The organism is Methylobacterium sp. D53M, assembly GCF_053345625.1.
Map to the genome: position 1 here is coordinate 101,101 of NZ_JBKFAL010000007.1, position 17,041 is coordinate 118,141.

The window sequence follows — 17,041 nt, forward strand, 5'->3', positions numbered from 1 at the left end:
ATGCTCACCCGGGCCGGGATCGACGAAGCGCGGATCTGGCGCGTCGAGGGCGCCGCGGACCGGACGCCGCGCAACGCCGCGGATCCGAAGGCTCCGGAGAACCGGCGGATCGAGATTCTCCTGCAGGGATCTCCAGGATGAAGGTGTCCCGGACCGGGCGGATCGTGGCGGCCGCCCTCGGCCTGCTCATCGCGGGGAGGGCCGCCCCCGTCGCCGCGGAACCGGCGGGCGGCCCTCCCGCCGCCCCGGCCGCCGAGCCGCAGGCGCCGACGGGCGATCCGGTGCAGTGGGTGCGCACGCTCCAGTTGCTGCAGGATCGGGTCGCCGCCGGCTCCCTGGCCGCCCACGAGAGCCAGCCGCTGCTGATCGCCCGGATCAACGCGGATCTCCTGGCCGCCCCGCCCGAGATCTGGGGCCGCCGGAGCAATCTCCGGGCCGCGATCACCTTCGCCCTCAGCGGCGGCGGTCCTTCCGTCCTGCGCCGGCTGACGGCGCAGGACGGCCTCGGCGAGCCCGAAGCGACGCTCGCGCGCGGCGCGCTCGCCTATGTCGAGGGGCGGGAGGCCGAGGCGCGGCGCCTGCTCCAGGACGTCGACACGACGGATCTGCCGCCGACGCTCGCGGGCGCCATCGGCCTGACGCAGGCGTCGCTCGCCGTGCCAGACCAGCCGATCCGGGCGATCGCCCTGCTCGACCGCGTCCGGGTGCTGCTGCCGGGCACGCTGACCGAGGAGGGCGCCCTGCGCCGCGAGATCTTCACCCTCGGTCAGATCGGCGACCTGAAGACGTTCGAGGCGCTGGCGATCCAGTACCTGCGCCGCTTCCCGCACTCGATCTACGCGGGCAACTTCCGGCAGCGACTGGCCTATCAGCTGACGCAGTTCGATATCGGCCACGACGCGGAGCGCTTCGCGACCCTCAACAGGATCCTGGACGAGCTCGGTCCCGAGAGCCGGCGCGACCTGTATCTCGTGGTCGCCCAGACGGCGATCCAGGCGGGTCAGACGGCCGCGGCGCTCCGCGCCAGCGAGAAGGCCCTCGCGCTATGCGCGCCCGGAAGCGCGGAGGCGACCCGGGGCCAGCTCTACCGGGCTGCCGCCGAGATCGTGAGCCTGGCGACGTTCCAGTCCGGGTCGCGGACGCTGAGATCGCTCGACAGGGCCAAGCTCACAGCCCGCGACATGCCCCTCCTCGAGACGGCCCTCTCGACCGCCGAGGCGATCGGACGCGGGCTCGCCGGCCGGCCCGGCCTGCCGGAGGCCGACGCCGCCGCGAAGCCGGCGCGGGCGGCGCCGGATCCCGCCGACGGGCCCGCGAGCCTGATCCCGAAGGCGCAGGCCACGATCGACCGGATCGATCTGATGCTCAGCAAGGCGACCCCGTGAACACGATCTCCACCGCGGTCCAGAAACCCGTCCCCAAACCCGATCGGGATGTCGCACCGTCCCCGCATCCGGCGGCCGACCTTCAGGCGCTGCCGGATCCGGCGGTGCGGGGCGCCTTCGACCTGGTCCTGCGCGCGGTCTCAGGGGGAACGCCCGCGGCCCGACCCGAGACCGACGGGGGTGAGATGGACGAACCGGAGGGCGCGACCGGGGAGGATCGGCGGCCCGAAGCCGGCGCATCGCCCGCGCCGCCGCCGTCACCGGGCGATCCCGGCAGCGCCGCCGCGGCGCTCGCCGAGATCCTGAGCGCCGCCGTCCTGTCGGCCCGTCCGGAAATGCCCGCGGGCCACGGGACCGGCGCTCCGGGACCGGCCCCATCCGCCGCATCCCCGGCGGGCCCCGACGCGGCCCCGGAGACCAGCCTCGTGGGAAATCTCGAGGCGGCCCGCGCGGACGCGTCGCCGCGCGCCGGGCCGAGCCCGGGCACCCTGCTGCAGGGCGGCCCCCCGCAGGTCGAGGTCCTCGACCGGGCGGTTCACTTCAAGCCCGTCCTGCCCGAGGCGGCCCGGCACGCCCTCCCGGCCGCCGCAGCGGCAACGTCCCCGTTGCCGGCCGTCCCGAACGCGGCGGACGCTCAGCCTCGACCCGTCCGCCCCGGACCGGTGGCTCCGGCCGTCACCGGGCCCGATCCTGCTCCGATCGCGCCGGCCGGCCAGATCGCCGCTCAGATTGCCGCGCAAGTCGCCACCCAGATCGCCGGGACGGTCGCCGGGAAGGTGAACGCAATGCCGAAGGCGACGGTCGCCCTCGCGACCGATCCCGAGCCTCGAGCTGGCGATGTGTCGGCCCGCGCCGATGCGTCGGCCCGCACCGCGACGGGGATCGATGGGCCGGGGGGGCTCACGGCACGCGAGGACAACCGTCCCCGCTCCGGCATCGCCGGACTCCTCCTCGCCCCCACCGGCCGGCAGGGGCCGCCCGGCGTCCCCATCCCGGGTCCCGGCAACGGATCCGGGACCGAGCCGGTCCGACTCGCCGCCATCCTGCCGACGATCGCGGCGGCCATCACGGAGGAGATCGAGCGCGCGACCGCGGCCGGACCGGAGCGTCGCGTCGGCGCCGATCCGGCGATCCCCGCGGCTCAGGACGGGCCGCTCCGGGTGCTCAAGATCCAGCTCCGGCCGGAGAGCCTCGGGATCGTCACGGTGGAATTGCGGCTCGTCGACGGTCAGCTCGAGACCCATCTGCGCGCCGCGCGTCCCGAGACGGCGGCGATGCTGCAGCGGGATTCGGCGATCCTCACCGAACTGCTCAAGCACGCGCATTACCGGCCCGAGATCATTGTCGAGCCGGTTCGCCCCGGCGACGCCGGGTTCTCCGCGGGCGGATCACCGTCCCAGGGCCAATCCGGGCTCACCGACGGCGGCGCCCGGCCGGGTCACGGCGGGGACGGGCAGCGGCAGGCAGACCAGCGCGCGGCGCAGCGGCCGACGCTCGGCAGGCGCGACGGGGAGCGGACAGATGAGACGGTACGTCCTCGCGACGGCGGCGTTTATCTGTAGCGCCGCCCCGGTCGCCGGGACCGTGTGCGAGGCCGAGATGAGCCGTGCCGCGGCCCGTTACGGCGTGCCCCTCGGCGTGCTCTACGCGGTCGGCCTCACGGAGACGGGTAAGCGCGGCTCGCTCCAGCCCTACGCCATGAACATCGAAGGGGCGGCCTATTTCGCGACCGGGCCCCAGGACGTGCTGGCCCACTTCGCCGCGGCGCGCCGCCGGGGCGCGCGCCTGATCGATCTCGGCTGCATGCAGATCAACCACCACTATCACGGCGAAAAGTTCGCCTCGGTCGAGGCCATGATCGACCCGCGCGCGAACGTGGACTACGCGACGCAATTTCTCCGGGATCTGAAGCGGCGGGAGGGCAGCTGGACGATGGCCGTGGCGCGCTATCATGCCGGCCCGCACAACAACGCGGCGCAGAAGATCTACATCTGCCGGGTCGTGGCCAACATGGTCGCCACGGGCTTCGGCCAGTGGACGCCGGCCGCGGCCCATTTCTGCCGGTGATTGTCCCGGCCGGGGCGGAAGAATGCGGACCGGGCTCGGTCAGGGAACCAACCGAAGGACCGGGCCCTTTCGGCAGAGGCCCCGTCACCGGCCCGGAGGAGCCGCATGACCGACGCCCCAGACCCGCCGGAAGGACCGCCCGGGAAAACGGCGCTGCTGGTTGTCCTCACCCTCACGGCCGTTGCCGCCGCCGCGTACGTCCTGATCCACATGGACTAGGTTGCCCGGCGACGCCCCTACAGGGTCCGACAATTCCCGTAGCTGACCTTGACGTCGTTGCGCTCCTCGGGATTGAGCTGCGCCTCGACGAAGTTCATCTTGTTGAGGTCGATCAGAAGGAAGTAGACGCCGTTCTGACACTTGATCGCGTTGCGCGGCGTGCGCTCGTTCAGCCGCGGCGAGGCCGTCTGGCACTCGTAATAGTCGGAGCGCCCGGCCGAGATCACGGTCAGCAGGCCGCCGCTGGAGACCAGCGAGAATGTCCGGGCCTTCTGGGGTTGCGGTTTGGCGCCTTCGGGTGCAGCGACATCGAGACTGGTCGACGCCTCCACCGTACACGTCATCGGACGGCGCAGCTGGGGGACCGCGGGCGTGATGCTCAGCAGGAGGAGCGCACCAGCGAGCGCTACCCGTTCGGCGATCATCGGCGAGGGATCCGTGATTCGTGGGTAGTTTCTACCCAGAAGCTAGACCGTTATCCATCCTTGTAAATGCTGCCTGCTCGGATCGATGGGCCGATCAACAGATTTGCCGCCCGCTCCATTGCATCGCGCCAAGGATTACGGGCCAGGCCGGTTCTTCCGCCGGGACCCGATCCGACCGGAATGCCGGCGAAGCGCGCTCTAATCCTCCAGGGCGTCCGGATTGTCGTTGGCGGCCGGATCGGGATCGCGCCGCGCCGCGATCTCCGTACCGATCTCCATGAGCAGCAATCGGGACAGGAGCTGCATCGTCGCCGTGCCGTGCGCGGCCACGAGTTGATGGGCCAGGATCGTCGCCTCCACCATGCGGTCAAAACCGTCGTCGTCGGACATGGCGGTGCAGTAACCTGGTTGAATGCCGAGCATACAACTTAAAGGTAAGGATCCGGTTCGACCGCCCGCGCAGAAACAGGATTTCCCATGATCCCGACCGTCCAGGCCGACGCGCTCCTGGGGAGACTGGCCGAGGCCCTGGGGAGCCCGGTCGAGATCTTCTTCGCCGAATGCGCGCCGGCGACCGGGCGCACATCCGGGGACGCGTCGCCGGATTGCGACGCGCTGCCGACGCTGGAACTGCTCCGTCTGTGGGAATCGCTGCGGGAGCCGGTGCGCCGGGAGCGGGTGCTGGCCGCCGCCCGGCAGGAGGCCCGAACCCTGCGGGCGAGCCGCGCGGAGGACGCGGCGGCCGGCTGACCGGAGCTCACCGCGCGAAGATCCGGGACGCGGCTGTCGGATCGGGCCGTCTCGATCAGGGGCCCGCGGCGGGCGGCGCGGGTACGGCCGCGAAGGTCAGGGCCGTCGCGGGCAGGGCGGGCGTGGCCGGCCTGTCCTGCTGAGCCGGCTTCTCCGGCTTCTCCAGCTTGGCCGTGCGCCTGTCGCGCTTCTCGTAGAAGGCGTTGCCGCCGGCGACGGCCACGTAGTGCATGTTCGTGTAGGGGAAGCGGTGGCCCGCGGTGTGGAAGAACATCGCCTTCCCGACCTTCGGGTGCCGCTCGCCGGCCAGGACGGCGTCGGCGGCGTCGGCGACCTTCTGCAGGTCCTTCTCCTGCATCGGCTTGGTGAGGACGCCCGGCGCGAACTGGCCCGGCTGCCCGACCACCGCGCAGATGCCGCCCGGGAAGATCGCGTTCTCGAGCCGGTTCATCACGACCGTGCCGACGGCGACCAGCCCGTCGCTGTCGCTCCTGTTCGACTCGAAGTACATGGCGCGGCCCAGACAATCGCGCTCGGCGTCGCTGACGACCATCGGCGGCTTGCGGTCGGGGATCGATCCCGTCGTGAGCACCGGCGACGCGGTGTTGCAGGCCCCCAGGCCGCCGGCCGCCGCCAGAACGATCAGTGCAGGACCGACCTTCGTCCTCTCGCTACCCCGCATGCATCCGCGCTCCGTGCTCCTCCAGCCTGACCAGCCGGGCGGTGTTCCGCTCCGACCGGACGAAGGCCAAGCTTGACGGCACGTTCGCGGCGAGGATGTGGCGAGGCTGTCCCGTTTCGGGACTGGACCGGGAGCCTCAGTGCTGGCCCTGACCCGCGGCCAGGACGGTCACGCCCAGGGCGATCACCCCGATGCCCACCAGCATCGTCGGGTTGAGCGCCTCGCCGTACAGCCACGCGCCGCCGAGCGCCGCGCCGATCATGCCGATCCCCGACCAGATCGCGTAGACCACGCCGATCGGCAGCATGTCCATGCTGGTCGACATCAGCCACAGGGCGGTGCCGTAACCGAGCGCCACGATCACCGTCGGCCCCGGGCGGGTGAGGCCGTCGGCGGCCTTCAGCGCCAGGGTGGCGGTCACCTCCGCGCCGATGGCGAGCCCGAGGATCAGGTACGGATTCATGGCACGGCGGACTTTCGGGCTGCGCGGGCTGGGTGAGTCGGGCGGTCGAGGCGTGTAGAACCAGGTTCGAATCGGACGCCCGCGCGGACGGGGCGGCGCTGGGCCGGCCCGGATCCGCGTCGAAACGGCCGCGGGACGTCGGCGGCCGCCGGACACAAGGCCACAGATCCGTGAACATTTCCGAACCGGCGGCTCGCCGCTTCGCGGGCGACGGACCGGCCCGGCGCCGGGGCCGATTGGGGCTTTCGTTAAGGCCTGCTGATCATGGTGACCGCGCGCCGTCCCGCCCCGGGGCCGGCCGCGCGACAGCGACGATCCAGAGCGACACAGATCCAGCATGACCGCGTCCTTGGCGATCCCGGATTCTCCGGCCCGCGCGCGCCGGGGCCGCCGCTGGGGCGCGATCGCCGCGGCGGGCGGCGCCGCGATCGCGGGCTGCGCCTGGACCGCGGCCGCGCTGATCAACGTCCCCGATCCCGTCACCCTGACGGCGCTCGCGGTCATCGAGCCGTCGTCGGTGGGCACGTGGTTCCCGAGCCGGATCGTCCAGGCCCCTGCCCGGGCGAGCGACCTGCCGGCGCGGCCGCGCCCGATCCTCGACCGCGTCCCCTGGAATGGGAAGACGGTCCCGCTGATGACGGTGCTGGAGGCGACCCACACCAACGCGTTCCTGGTGCTGCAGGACGGCGTCCTGATCCACGAGTGGCAGCGCGCGGGCACCGGACCGGAGACGCTGTTCCCCTCGTGGTCGGTGGCGAAGTCCATCGTCTCGCTGCTGGTCGGCGCCGCGGTGGCGCGGGGTCAGCTCGCCGAGACCGACCGGGTCTCCACCCTCCTGCCCGAGCTGCGGAACGGCGCGGTCTTCGGCCAGATCACCGTGCGCAACCTCCTCGACATGGCGAGCGGCATCGCCGTGCCGGAGAACTACGACCCCCGGCATCCCCTGACCGGCACCGCCGGCATGTACCTGACGCGCGATCTCACGGCCTTCGTGCGCGACAACGCCCACCTGGCGTTCAAGCCCGGCACCAAGGGCCGCTACCGCAGCATCGACACCGAGCTGCTCGGCCTGATCCTCGCCCGGGTCGAGGGCAAGCCGCTGGCCGACATCCTCTCGGAGCGGATCTGGAAGCCGATGGGCGCCCAGGCCGACGCCACCTGGAACCTCGACCGGCCCGGCGGCATCGAGAAGGCGTTCTGCTGCATCAACGCGACGGCCCGCGACTTCGCCCGCCTCGGCCTTCTGGTGGCCGACCAGGGCCGGTCGGGCGATCACCGCATCATCCCGGGCCGCTGGATCGAGCGGATCATGACGCCGGCCCGGCGCGACGTCGACGGCTGGCAGTACTCGGCCCAGTGGTGGCACGCCCCGGGCGGCGAGGACGACGACATCTCGGCGATCGGCGTCTACGGCCAGTACATCTACGTGAACCGCGCGACCGGCACGGTGATCGTGAAGCTCAGCGACCACGGCGCCGAGCAGGACGAGGTCGACACGCTGGCGGTGATGCAGGCCATCGCGGGCGACCTCGCCGCCGGCCGCCCCGCCGCCCGCAAGGACCCCTGAGCGGGCGACCGCGGTCCCGAGTCCCGATCGGGCCGGGATCAGGCTTCTGTCGGGCCGGCTCCCGGCACGGAGGGCTGCCGGGCGATCGGGCTCAGGGACGCGAGGTCCCGCGCCCGCCAGTTGCGCAGGAGCCGCCAGCCGACCCGCTTCCAGGCGATCGACGGCACCGGCGAGGCCGGATCCACGAGGGCGCTCAGCGCCCGCGTGTAATCGAGCACGAGGCCCGGGGTCCAGGTCATGGACCGCGCCCCGTTGCGCAGGAAGGCCGCCGCCCAGAATTCCGGCGTGGTCAGCGCCGCCGCGAGCCGCCGCCAGGGATGCCCGCCGCGGCTGAACGCGCCCTCCACGGCGATGTCCAGCGCCCGCGCCACCGTGGTGGAGCAGTTGCGGCTGATGAAGTTGTAGGTGGTGTCGCGGCTGTACTGCGCCCAGAACGCCCGCAGCCGGGCGGCGTCGATGCCGTTCAGCGTCACCGCCACCGTCGCGGGGCACCAGTCCGCCACCTCCGCGGCGTGCGAGGGCAGGAAGCGCCCGGGCACGTCGTTCTCCGGGCCCGCGCGCAGGCTCGAGCGCAGGTTGGCGGGGGAGCGGTCGATCTCCACCGCGGGGTAGTGGCTGACGTAGAGGTCGTCGCCCTGCTGCAGGGCCGCGTGGCCGGTGGAGAAGCGCCCGGCCTTGTCGACGGAGGCGACGTAGCGCCGGATCAGCCGCTGGCCGGCGGGCGTGGTCGCCTGCCCGGTGGGCGTCCAGACATAGACCGTCAGGCTGCCGGGCTCGTCGCCGCCGACCGACACCGCCGGCTCGGCGGTGCCCAGGCGCCGGGTGCGCAGCCCGACCAGCGCGAGGTTGGCGCCGTTCAGGATCAGGAACATGCCGATGCAGTAGCCGACCGTGCCGGCGTACCAGGTCGGCCAGGGCTGGAGATGGAACAGGCCGAAGGCGATGCTGAGGCCGCCGAGGGCGACCGACATCCGCCAGCCAGCGAATTTCAGCAGGCCGGCGATCGTGATCCGGACGAGGCCGTCGACCACGAAGGCGACGCCGAAGATCATGGCGAGCAGGAAGGTGCTGTGCTTCGTCGCCATCATGATCAGCACGGCCATGACCGACAGCAGCGCGCCCTTGGCGAGGCGCAGGCGGCGCGCGGCGCCGATCGCGGACGCGCCGACGAGGAGGGAACTCACGCCCTCGGCCAGGAGGATCAGGCCGAACCACCGGTCCGGGACGTGGAGCGCACCGTCGAGGGAATCGATCACCACCAGGAGGCCGAGCGACGACCACAGCAGGCCGGTGGCGGCGATGAGGTGCCAGTGACGGCGGACCGCGGCCCGGCCGACGAGCAGCATCCAGAGGGGCGGCATCCGGCCGCCGACCGCGTCCGCGGCGCCCGGTCCGGGCGCTTCGAGCGCGGAGAGCGCGCGCGGGATAGTGGTCGCACAGGGTCCGGACATAGGGGTCGCCCTCGATAGCGCGCGTCGACGGGCCTCTCGCACGGATGCCGCCGTGCCGTCACGGCCGGAACGAGGCTCCCGACGCGCGAGCGTTTCGCGACGCGCCCGGCGCGCACGATCCACGCCTTGCCTGAGAACTTTGTTAATCGCGGCCCGGTCGCGGCGCCAGCGCCCGCGGAGCGGCCGTGGAGAAGCGCCACGGCCCCGGGATCCCGTCGCGCGCCGCCCGACCGATGGTCAGCAGGGACGCGGGCCGCGGTCCGATTGACCCGTAACCGGGCGGCATCCGCGATCCGTCCCTGTCTCCGCCGCTGATTCGCGCCCCTGCAGCCCGTCATCGCGCGGCCGTTCGCAGTCATCGCGGACAGCCTCACGGACCGGAGGCCGAAACTGCGCACTGTTTGCGAGACGCCGCCGGCCTGGCAACCTCATGTTGCCTCGCAAGAACAGAAAATGTTCAAAGAACATCCTAAGATAAAGTATAGACAAAATAGACAGTTTTTGTATAGTTACGCGCCAATCTTGGCACACTCGAAGCAATTCGGCGCATGCTTGGGCGGTAAAATCTGATCCTAGCCTCATCTTTATCGATGCGTCGGTTTTCATGCTTCGAATTTCGGTACTGGGGGATTCATGAACACCATCGATCTGAACGAAAAGACCTCGGACCTGAACACAGACCTGATCAAGTGCACGGCATCACTGGTCGCGGCCTACGTGTCTCGGAATGCGGTGGGCGTGGGCGACCTGCCGGTTCTGATCGACCAGGTGCACACGGCCATATCGGTGCTGCAGGGCGGCGGCTCGGGATCCGGTCCCGGCTGGACCGGCCCGACGGCGGCGCAGATCGAGGCTTCGATCCAGCAGGACGGCCTGATCAGCTTTATCGACGGCCGGTCCTACAAGACCCTGAAGCGTCACCTCACGGCGCACGGCCTCACGCCGGAGCGTTACCGGGCGAAGTACGGCCTGCCGGCCGACTACCCGATGGTGGCCCCGGGCTACGCCGCCAAGCGCTCGGAGATCGCCAAGGCGATCCAGCTCGGACACAAGGCGGCCTGAGGCGGCCAAGCCCGCACCGCCCTGGATCGGCGGCCCCGTCCGGGCCGCCGCGGGGCACGGGCGCGGGAATGCCTGACGGCGGATCGCCCGATCCGCCCGTCCCGGTCTCCGCGCTGGGGTCGGGGGGCCCCCGGGGGGCCAGCGCGGAGACCGACCCCGATGACCCGGTGGGGCGGGACAGGGCGGATCCCGCGAGCGCCCGTCGGCCGCGCGGGCCGCTCAGACCCGGGCGACCGCCAGGGTCCCGTCATCGATGGGGACGAACCGGACGCCCGCCCGGCGCAGCGCCTCGACCGCGTGCAGGCGGGACCGGCTTCCTCGATGCTCGCTGTCCTCTTCCAGACGCCGCACGGTGGAATGCGACAGGCCGCTCGCCTGAGCGAGCTCCATCATCGACCAGTCGAGGAGCGCCCGCGCGGCCCGCAGGTGGTGGCCGCTCACGGAATGCTCCAGCCCCTCGTGCAGGCCGCCGGGGGGCGGGGCGTGGTTGCGGACGGGGTATTTGAGCCCGCAGCGCCCCAGATAGGTCCCGTCCGGATCCCAGACGGGCATCGTGAGGATCCGGAAGTGCCAGAGCTCGCCGTTGGCGAGGCGCTCGTGGGCGCCCCCCTGGAAGAACGCCCGCCGCTCGATCTGCTCCAGGGCCGCTGCCCGGAAGCCCGCGCGCTCCTCGGGAACGATCAGGATATACGGCTCGGCGCAGATCTCCTCCAGCGGGAGCCCATGGACCTGGGCGACGGCGAACGGGATGTCCCGGACGCGGTCGAGCCCCATCGAGAAGGTCGTGATGTGCTCCGTGAGGTAGAGCGCGCTCTGCCGGCGGCGCTCTTCCTGCCGCAGGCGCGCCAACTGCTCGCGGTCGCTCACGTCGAGCGCCGTGCCGCTGAGGGCGACGGGCCGCCCCTCCGCCGAGACGCGCACCTCCATCGTCAGCGAGAGCGTGCGCACCGTGCCGTTCGTCCGGATCACCCGGACGATGACCTCGCGAGGCACGTGCCCCTGCCGGATGTCCGCCAGCGCCGGCATGAGAGGCCGGTCCTCGGGATGGATCAGGCTCAGCAACAGGTCGTAGCGCGCCTTCGCGGCGTTCGGAACGAGCCCGAGCAGCCGGTAGAACCCGGGCGACCAGACCTGCTCCTCGCCCGCGAAGATCCAGCTCCAGGCCCCACTCACGCCCCGACTTTCCGTGAGAGTCAGGAACTCTCCCGACGAGAAAGTCAGAGCGCTTAAAGCAGTATGGAACATCTCAGCACCGTTCGAACCGTATCACCGTTCCCGCCGTTCGGCCACGAGAATTTTTCCGGCATAACACTTCACCATTCATCCGGAATTTCTTCAGATCCGGCACGTATATCCATCGAGATGGCGCCCGCGATCGACAAACATCTTGCATCGACATTCCAGCCCGAGGCGGTTTGTTCCCGATCGAACGGATTCGTTACTGCCGCGCTGTGAACGGAGGTTTCCGGGATCCCCGACCGCATCCCGCCCCTCGGCGTGTTCGGCACACACCGTCACGACCGCAACGCGACCGGATCTCGCTCGACAATGACCCCTGTCGAGAAGGATCTTCTCTGACCTTCGTTGTTTAAGAATGGTGATTTTCCGCTCCGGCATTGAATCGAACTTCATAAAAGCGCGACGTCGAGGTTCTATGACGAGTAATGCACCAATATTACAGATTTTATTGTTAATTATGTTGATTATATATGATACATAATCGGTCATGGTGCGAATATTACAATACGCTTGGCAAATGATAGATATATAAATCCCACGAAATCGAGTGACTGGCGCGCCGATCCTTGGATCGCCGAGGCTCCGCAGACGGGCGCGCGACGGGGCCATGCGAGCGCGGCCGACGCGTCGGGACCGGGACCGGTGGCGATTGACGGGCCGGGCCGTACAATGCGGGGACACGGGGTCGCGCACCGGGAGGAACCGCATGAGGGTCGCCTGCATCGGCGAGTGCATGGTCGAACTGTTCGAACGCCCGGACGGGAATCTGGTCCGGGGCTTCGGCGGCGACACGCTGAACACCGCGCTCTACCTCGCGCGCCTCGGCGTCGCGGTGGACTACGTGACCGCGCTGGGCGACGACATCTGGAGCGACGAGATGGCGGCGGCCTGGGGCCGCGAGGGCATCGGCCTCGACCGGGTCCGGCGCCTGCAGGGCCGGATGCCGGGCCTCTACATCATCCGCACGGATGTCGACGGCGAGCGCAGCTTCCACTACTGGCGCGACCGGGCCGCCGCCCGGGACCTCTTCACCGAGCCGGGCGCCGCCGAGACGGAGGCGGAGCTGGAGCGCTACGACCTCGTCTACCTGTCCGGCATCAGCCTCTCGCTCTACGGCGAGACCGGGCGCGCCGCCCTGTTCGAGACGCTGTCGCGCCTGCGGGAGCGGGGCGGGCAGGTCGCCTTCGACACCAATTACCGTCCCCGCGGCTGGCCCGACCGGGACGAGGCCTGGGCGGCCTTCCGCGCGGCCCTGGACCTGGCCGACGTGATCTTCGCCTCGGCCGAGGATCTGGACTGGCTGTTCGGCGCGGCGGGCGAGGACGAGGTGCTGCGCCACCGCGGCCGGGCCGAGATCGTGCTCAAGACCTCGGACGGATCCGGCCCCGTCGCCCGGGTGCTGCACGGCCGGGCCGACACCGCCGTGCCGGCCGGGCGCGCCGCGCGGGTCGTCGACACGACGGCGGCGGGCGACAGTTTCGCGGCGGGCTACCTCGCGGCGCGCATCGCCGGGCTGGCGCCGGAAGCCGCCGCCGCCGAGGCGCACCGCCTGGCCGGGGCGGTGATCGGGCATCGCGGCGCCGTGATTCCCCGGGACGCGATGCCGGTCCCCGCCGCCCGACCGCCGGGTGCGGACGCCTGAGGGAGGCGGGGCCGCCCTTGAGGCGGACAAGCGCAACCGCTACCTCTCTGCCAGCGGGGGACGGCCCCGCAGCGTCATCGCCGCGCGTGGTGCGGCCGAGAGGGCACCCGTGGCGCCGATTCCCCCGCCGATCCAGGTTCCCGAGCCCGACGCCGCGGCGGGCGGCGGCACCCCGAAGACGCGGGTCAGCGCGCGCGGCCGGCTGCGCACCTATTTCCTCACCGGCATCATCGTCGCCGGCCCGCTCGCCATCACGGCCTACATCACGTGGTGGTTCATCGCGCTGATCGATTCGTTCGTGAAGCCGCTGGTCCCGGCGAGCTACCTGCCGGACCACTACCTGCCGTTCTCGATCCCGGGCCTCGGCCTCGTGATCGCGTTCCTGGCGGTGACCCTGCTGGGCTTCCTCACGGCGAACCTCGTCGGACGCTCGGTGATCGAGTTCGGCGAGGTCCTGCTGGCGCGGACCCCCGTGATCTCCGGCCTCTACAAGGGCCTGCGGCAGATCTTCGAGACGCTGTTCTCGGCCAACGGCACCTCGTTCCGCACGGTGGGGCTCGTGGAGTTCCCCGTGAAGGGCACGTGGTCGGTGGTGTTCCTGTCCGCCCCGGCGGCCCACGAGGTCGAGGGGGCGCTGCGGGCCCGGGGGGCGCCGGCGGACGACCTCGTCGGCGTCTTCCTGCCCTGCGCGCCCAACCCGACCACGGGCTTCTTCTTCTACCTGCCGCGCGCGGAGGTGGTGGAGCTCGCCATCAGCGTCGACGACGCCGCCAAGCTGGTGATGTCGGCCGGGGTGATCCAGCCGGAGGACCCGCAGGGCCGCCTCAACGCCATGGCGGCCACCCTGCGGACGGCCCAGCAGGCCGGCGGACCGCTACCCCGCCGGGAGCCGCAGGACGCGTGATGCGGCGCCCGGTCGCCGGCTTCGTCGCCGTCTCGGCGGCCTGAGCCACCCCGTCTCGCGCCACGGTGCAGGACGTCCCGCTGCCCTGGGTCGCTGCGCTGCGCTCGCGATGACGGCAGCGTCGAAGCGGGGACGACCTCCGGTCCGCTCAAGGGGCCTTCCCGAGGCGCCGGCGCGCGATCCAGGCCTCCTGCGCGCCGAGCTCACCGCTCCTCGGCTTGAGGGAGACCGTGGGATTGGCGGCCATCGCCCACGAGAAAGGCCGCCCCGCGCGCGGGACGGCCTCTGATAATCAGGCTGCTGTTCGGCTCAGCGCTGCAGCGAGGCGGTCTGCGGCGCGATGGTCGGCGGCGTCGCCTGCGCGACCGTCACGGCGCTGCGGGGCGCCGTCGGGCCCCAGCCGGAGGCGCATTGCAGGGTGAGGGCGAGGCCCAGCGCGATGCAGAGCCCGTTGGCGGCCAGCCAGAAGGGCCGGGACGCCCGGCGCACGGCGGCCTGCAGCTCGTCCGCGGTCTTGCCCGCCGCCTCGGCGGCGCGATCCGAGATCGGCAGGAGCCAGGGCTCGGTCGGCAGGGCGTGGGCACCGGCCATCTCGTGGGAGCCCGGCAGGCCTTGGAACAGTCCGTTCGACATGTCCGTCCTCCAGATTCGTCCGTGATGTCCCGGCTTACCGGGCCATTCGTTCATCTCCAGTTAAGGGAAGAATATGGCTGATGCAAGGTCACGAGGCCTGTCCGGAGCCTCCCGGACCGCCCGTACGGCGCCGCCAAGCTTCCGCGCGATCCCGTTAAACCTCTGAAACGAAACACTTTTTCAGAGAGCCTGTGACATCGGCGCATCGGAGTACCGATCCGGTCGCGCGGCGGCGATTCCGGATCCGGCCGTTCAGGAAGGCCGGACTTTCCTGAACGAATCCGTTCAGGAAACCGTTCATCCGGCCCCGATCAGCCGGATCGCGGCCTCCCGCTCGAACAGGTAGAGCAGCACCCGCAGCGCCTGTCCCCGCGGGCTCTTGAGGCCGGGATCGCGCTCCACGATCATCCGCGCGTCGTCGCGAGCGGCCTCCAGCAGGGCGGCGTCGCTCTCCAGCCGCGCCAGCCGGAACGCCGCCATGCCGGATTGGCGGGTGCCGAGCACCTCGCCCTCGCCGCGCAGCTTCAGGTCGGCCTCGGCGATGCGGAAGCCGTCCTCGCTCGCGCGCATCATCTCCAGCCGGGCCCGGGACACCTGCCCGAGGGGCCCCCGGTAGAGCAGCAGGCACGAGGAGGCCTTCGAGCCGCGCCCGACCCGGCCGCGGAGCTGGTGCAGCTGCGCCAGCCCGAAGCGCTCCGCGTGCTCGATCACCATGATGGTGGCCTCGGGCACGTCGACTCCGACCTCCACCACCGTGGTCGAGACCAGGAGCTTGGTCTCCCCGGCGGCGAACCGCGCCATGGCGGCGTCCTTCTCGGGGCCGGGCATCTTGCCGTGGATCAGCCCGACCGCGTCGCCGAAGTGCTTCCGCAGATCGTCGAAGCGCTCGGCCGCGGCGGCGAGGTCGACGAACTCCGATTCCTCCACAAGGGGGCAGATCCAGTAGACCCGCTCGCCCCCGGCGATCGCCCGGGCGAGGCCGGCCACGACCTCGTCGATCCGCTCGGTCGGCAGCGTGATCGTCCGGATCGGCTGGCGGCCGGCGGGCTTCTCGTCGAGGATCGAGACGTCCATGTCGCCGAAGAAGGTCAGCGCCAGGGTGCGGGGGATCGGCGTCGCGGTCATGACCAGGAAGTCCACCGCCTCGCCCTTGGCGCCGAGCGCGAGGCGCTGGTGGACGCCGAACCGGTGCTGCTCGTCCACCACCGCGAGGCCGAGGTCGCGGAACGTCACCGCCTCCTGGAACAGGGCGTGGGTGCCGACGAGGATATCGATCTCGCCCGCGGCGAGGTCGGCGAGCGTGCTTTTCCGCTCCGCGGCCCGGTCGCGGCCGGTCATCAGGCGCAGGCGTAAGGAGCCGGCCAGCGGCCTCAGCCGCTCGAAATGCTGCCGCGCCAGGATCTCGGTGGGCGCCATCAGGGCGGCCTGACGCCCGGCCTCGACCGCCGAGGCCATGGCGAGCAGGGCCACCGCGGTCTTGCCCGAGCCGACATCGCCCTGGAGCAGGCGCAGCATCCGCCGGGGCGCCGCGAGGTCGGCGCGGATCTCCGCCACCGCCCGGCCTTGCGCGCCGGTCAGCGCGAAGGGGAGGGCGGCCTCGAGGCGCCCGCTCAGGGCGCCGTCGCCGGCATTGACCCGGCCGGCCTTGCGCCGCTGGCGGGCGCGCAGGAGCGCCAGCGCCAGCTGCGAGGCGAGGAGCTCGTCGTAGGCGAGCCGCTTCCGGGACGGCGTCGCGGGCGGCGGCTGGAGCGGGTCCTCGGCCTTCGGGGGCGCCTCCTCGGGGCGATGCTCGAGGCGGAGCGCGTCCGCGAAGGCGGGCAGGCGGTTCCGCTCCAGCCAGGCCGGGTCCTGCCATTCCGGCAGGACCGGCAGCCGGTCGAGGGCCGCGACCGCGAGCTTGTTGATCGCCCGGGAGGTCAGCCCCTCGGTGGCGCCGTAGACCGGCTCGACGGCGGGGAGTTCAGCGAGGCCCGCCTCGTCCACGATCCGCGACGGGTGGACCATCTGGCGGGTGCCGTCCCAGAGGTCGATCCGGCCGGTGATGTAGCGGTGCGACCCGAGCGGCAGCATCTTCTCCACCCGGGCGCGGGGCATGCCGAAGAAGACCAGGGAGATGTCGCCGGAGGCATCCTCCACCAGCACCCGGTGCGGGCGCCGGCCGGGCCCGGCCTGGGCCGGGCGGTGCGCCACCACGGTGACGCCGATCGTCACCGGCTCGCCGGTGGGGGCCTCGCTGATCGAGCCCATGAGCTTCCGCGCCACGCCGCCCTGGGGCAGGTGGAACAGCAGGTCCACGACCCGGGCCTCGCGCTCGGGGGTGCCGAGCAGCTTCTCGATGAGCGGCGCCATCTTCGGCCCGATCCCCGGCAGGGCGCGGGCCGGCGCGAAGAGCGGGTCGAGGATGCTCGGCCGCAGGGGCGGGGCGACGGCAGGCGCGGGGGCGGCCTCCGCCGCCGGCGCCTCGGCCGCGTCGGAATCCTTCAAGGCCGGGTCCTGAGTCGCGCGTGCATCTGTCATGGCGGTTCGGCGGACATGGTGCCGGAGGCGCCTTA

17 protein-coding genes are annotated in these 17,041 nt (G+C 71.7%); 9 read left to right on the top strand and 8 right to left on the bottom strand.

The features are described from left to right. Genes ACLBYG_RS13255 through ACLBYG_RS13270 form a run of 4 tightly spaced genes read left to right on the top strand, consistent with a single transcriptional unit; the run spans position 1 to position 3,452 of the window. Positions 1 to 141, top strand: coding sequence for a hypothetical protein (locus ACLBYG_RS13255; protein WP_020093256.1), 141 nt, complete (start codon positions 1 to 3; stop codon positions 139 to 141). Continuing rightward, a complete protein-coding gene (locus tag ACLBYG_RS13260) occupies positions 138 to 1,385 on the top strand; it encodes a chemotaxis protein (protein ID WP_447681746.1) in 1,248 nt (415 codons plus the stop codon). Before ACLBYG_RS13255 ends, ACLBYG_RS13260 begins: the two co-directional genes overlap by 4 nt. Further along, positions 1,382 to 2,947, top strand: a complete 1,566-nt coding sequence (locus ACLBYG_RS13265; protein WP_447681747.1) for a flagellar hook-length control protein FliK — start codon at positions 1,382 to 1,384, stop codon at positions 2,945 to 2,947. The genes ACLBYG_RS13260 and ACLBYG_RS13265 overlap by 4 nt, the downstream gene beginning before the upstream one ends. Continuing rightward, on the top strand, positions 2,907 to 3,452 hold the full coding sequence (locus ACLBYG_RS13270; protein WP_132367638.1) for a transglycosylase SLT domain-containing protein: 546 nt from the start codon (positions 2,907 to 2,909) through the stop codon (positions 3,450 to 3,452). The genes ACLBYG_RS13265 and ACLBYG_RS13270 overlap by 41 nt, the downstream gene beginning before the upstream one ends. A gap of 236 nt (positions 3,453 to 3,688) precedes the next feature. Here ACLBYG_RS13270 and ACLBYG_RS13275 read toward each other — a convergent pair whose 3' ends face one another. Further along, positions 3,689 to 4,096, bottom strand: a complete 408-nt coding sequence (locus ACLBYG_RS13275) for a hypothetical protein (protein ID WP_091926340.1) — start codon at positions 4,094 to 4,096, stop codon at positions 3,689 to 3,691. A 198-nt stretch (positions 4,097 to 4,294) separates the two neighbouring features. Continuing rightward, the gene (locus tag ACLBYG_RS13280; RefSeq protein ID WP_091677546.1) at positions 4,295 to 4,486 is read right to left on the bottom strand and encodes a hypothetical protein; all 192 of its coding nucleotides are present in this window, start codon (positions 4,484 to 4,486) and stop codon (positions 4,295 to 4,297) included. 87 nt (positions 4,487 to 4,573) lie between these two features. Here ACLBYG_RS13280 and ACLBYG_RS13285 point away from each other — a divergent pair, with 87 nt between their 5' ends. Further along, positions 4,574 to 4,846, top strand: a complete 273-nt coding sequence (locus ACLBYG_RS13285; RefSeq protein ID WP_020093263.1) for a hypothetical protein — start codon at positions 4,574 to 4,576, stop codon at positions 4,844 to 4,846. A 55-nt stretch (positions 4,847 to 4,901) separates the two neighbouring features. On the opposite strand, the gene ACLBYG_RS13290 is transcribed toward ACLBYG_RS13285, so the two are convergent. Together ACLBYG_RS13290 and ACLBYG_RS13295 are read right to left on the bottom strand one after the other, a co-directional pair. Beyond that, on the bottom strand, positions 4,902 to 5,528 hold the full coding sequence (locus ACLBYG_RS13290) for a cell wall hydrolase (protein WP_056523258.1): 627 nt from the start codon (positions 5,526 to 5,528) through the stop codon (positions 4,902 to 4,904). 136 nt (positions 5,529 to 5,664) lie between these two features. Beyond that, a complete protein-coding gene (locus ACLBYG_RS13295; protein ID WP_020093265.1) occupies positions 5,665 to 5,991 on the bottom strand; it encodes a DMT family transporter in 327 nt (108 codons plus the stop codon). 337 nt (positions 5,992 to 6,328) lie between these two features. Between ACLBYG_RS13295 and ACLBYG_RS13300 the strand changes: the two genes are divergently transcribed. Continuing rightward, entirely contained in the window at positions 6,329 to 7,558 is a 1,230-nt protein-coding gene (locus tag ACLBYG_RS13300) for a serine hydrolase domain-containing protein (protein WP_447681748.1), read from the top strand. 38 nt (positions 7,559 to 7,596) lie between these two features. Here ACLBYG_RS13300 and ACLBYG_RS13305 read toward each other — a convergent pair whose 3' ends face one another. Further along, positions 7,597 to 9,009, bottom strand: a complete 1,413-nt coding sequence (locus ACLBYG_RS13305) for a DUF4105 domain-containing protein (protein WP_447681749.1) — start codon at positions 9,007 to 9,009, stop codon at positions 7,597 to 7,599. Between the two features lie 633 nt (positions 9,010 to 9,642). Here ACLBYG_RS13305 and ACLBYG_RS13310 point away from each other — a divergent pair. After that, positions 9,643 to 10,071, top strand: coding sequence for a MucR family transcriptional regulator (locus ACLBYG_RS13310; protein ID WP_020093268.1), 429 nt, complete (start codon positions 9,643 to 9,645; stop codon positions 10,069 to 10,071). A gap of 219 nt (positions 10,072 to 10,290) precedes the next feature. Here ACLBYG_RS13310 and ACLBYG_RS13315 read toward each other — a convergent pair whose 3' ends face one another. Continuing rightward, entirely contained in the window at positions 10,291 to 11,244 is a 954-nt protein-coding gene (locus ACLBYG_RS13315) for a PAS domain-containing protein (RefSeq protein ID WP_244491817.1), read from the bottom strand. A gap of 772 nt (positions 11,245 to 12,016) precedes the next feature. Between ACLBYG_RS13315 and ACLBYG_RS13320 the strand changes: the two genes are divergently transcribed. Continuing rightward, positions 12,017 to 12,952 carry a sugar kinase gene (locus tag ACLBYG_RS13320; RefSeq protein ID WP_447681750.1) on the top strand — a complete coding sequence of 312 codons (936 nt, stop codon included), beginning with the start codon at positions 12,017 to 12,019 and terminating at the stop codon, positions 12,950 to 12,952. A 109-nt stretch (positions 12,953 to 13,061) separates the two neighbouring features. After that, complete coding sequence (locus tag ACLBYG_RS13325; RefSeq protein WP_042672775.1) at positions 13,062 to 13,856, top strand: DUF502 domain-containing protein; 795 nt, start codon at positions 13,062 to 13,064, stop codon at positions 13,854 to 13,856. Positions 13,857 to 14,165: 309 nt separating this feature from the next. On the opposite strand, the gene ACLBYG_RS13330 is transcribed toward ACLBYG_RS13325, so the two are convergent. Both ACLBYG_RS13330 and recG read right to left on the bottom strand, forming a co-directional pair. Further along, complete coding sequence (locus tag ACLBYG_RS13330) at positions 14,166 to 14,489, bottom strand: hypothetical protein (RefSeq protein WP_012318646.1); 324 nt, start codon at positions 14,487 to 14,489, stop codon at positions 14,166 to 14,168. Between the two features lie 297 nt (positions 14,490 to 14,786). Continuing rightward, on the bottom strand, positions 14,787 to 17,006 hold the full coding sequence (recG, locus tag ACLBYG_RS13335; RefSeq protein ID WP_447681751.1) for an ATP-dependent DNA helicase RecG: 2,220 nt from the start codon (positions 17,004 to 17,006) through the stop codon (positions 14,787 to 14,789). Between the last annotated feature and the right edge of the window lie 35 nt (positions 17,007 to 17,041).

Excerpts from the sequence above, each read along its gene's own strand:
- ACLBYG_RS13255 (WP_020093256.1), top strand. The coding sequence starts at position 1 with ATGCTCACCCGGGCCGGGATCGACGAAGCGCGGATCTGGCGCGTCGAG.
- ACLBYG_RS13260 (WP_447681746.1), top strand. The coding sequence starts at position 138 with ATGAAGGTGTCCCGGACCGGGCGGATCGTGGCGGCCGCCCTCGGCCTG.
- ACLBYG_RS13270 (WP_132367638.1), top strand. The coding sequence starts at position 2,907 with ATGAGACGGTACGTCCTCGCGACGGCGGCGTTTATCTGTAGCGCCGCC.
- ACLBYG_RS13275 (WP_091926340.1), bottom strand. The coding sequence starts at position 4,096 with ATGATCGCCGAACGGGTAGCGCTCGCTGGTGCGCTCCTCCTGCTGAGC.
- ACLBYG_RS13280 (WP_091677546.1), bottom strand. The coding sequence starts at position 4,486 with ATGTCCGACGACGACGGTTTTGACCGCATGGTGGAGGCGACGATCCTG.
- ACLBYG_RS13285 (WP_020093263.1), top strand. The coding sequence starts at position 4,574 with ATGATCCCGACCGTCCAGGCCGACGCGCTCCTGGGGAGACTGGCCGAG.
- ACLBYG_RS13290 (WP_056523258.1), bottom strand. The coding sequence starts at position 5,528 with ATGCGGGGTAGCGAGAGGACGAAGGTCGGTCCTGCACTGATCGTTCTG.
- ACLBYG_RS13295 (WP_020093265.1), bottom strand. The coding sequence starts at position 5,991 with ATGAATCCGTACCTGATCCTCGGGCTCGCCATCGGCGCGGAGGTGACC.
- ACLBYG_RS13300 (WP_447681748.1), top strand. The coding sequence starts at position 6,329 with ATGACCGCGTCCTTGGCGATCCCGGATTCTCCGGCCCGCGCGCGCCGG.
- ACLBYG_RS13305 (WP_447681749.1), bottom strand. The coding sequence starts at position 9,009 with ATGTCCGGACCCTGTGCGACCACTATCCCGCGCGCGCTCTCCGCGCTC.
- ACLBYG_RS13310 (WP_020093268.1), top strand. The coding sequence starts at position 9,643 with ATGAACACCATCGATCTGAACGAAAAGACCTCGGACCTGAACACAGAC.
- ACLBYG_RS13320 (WP_447681750.1), top strand. The coding sequence starts at position 12,017 with ATGAGGGTCGCCTGCATCGGCGAGTGCATGGTCGAACTGTTCGAACGC.
- ACLBYG_RS13330 (WP_012318646.1), bottom strand. The coding sequence starts at position 14,489 with ATGTCGAACGGACTGTTCCAAGGCCTGCCGGGCTCCCACGAGATGGCC.
- recG (WP_447681751.1), bottom strand. The coding sequence starts at position 17,006 with ATGACAGATGCACGCGCGACTCAGGACCCGGCCTTGAAGGATTCCGAC.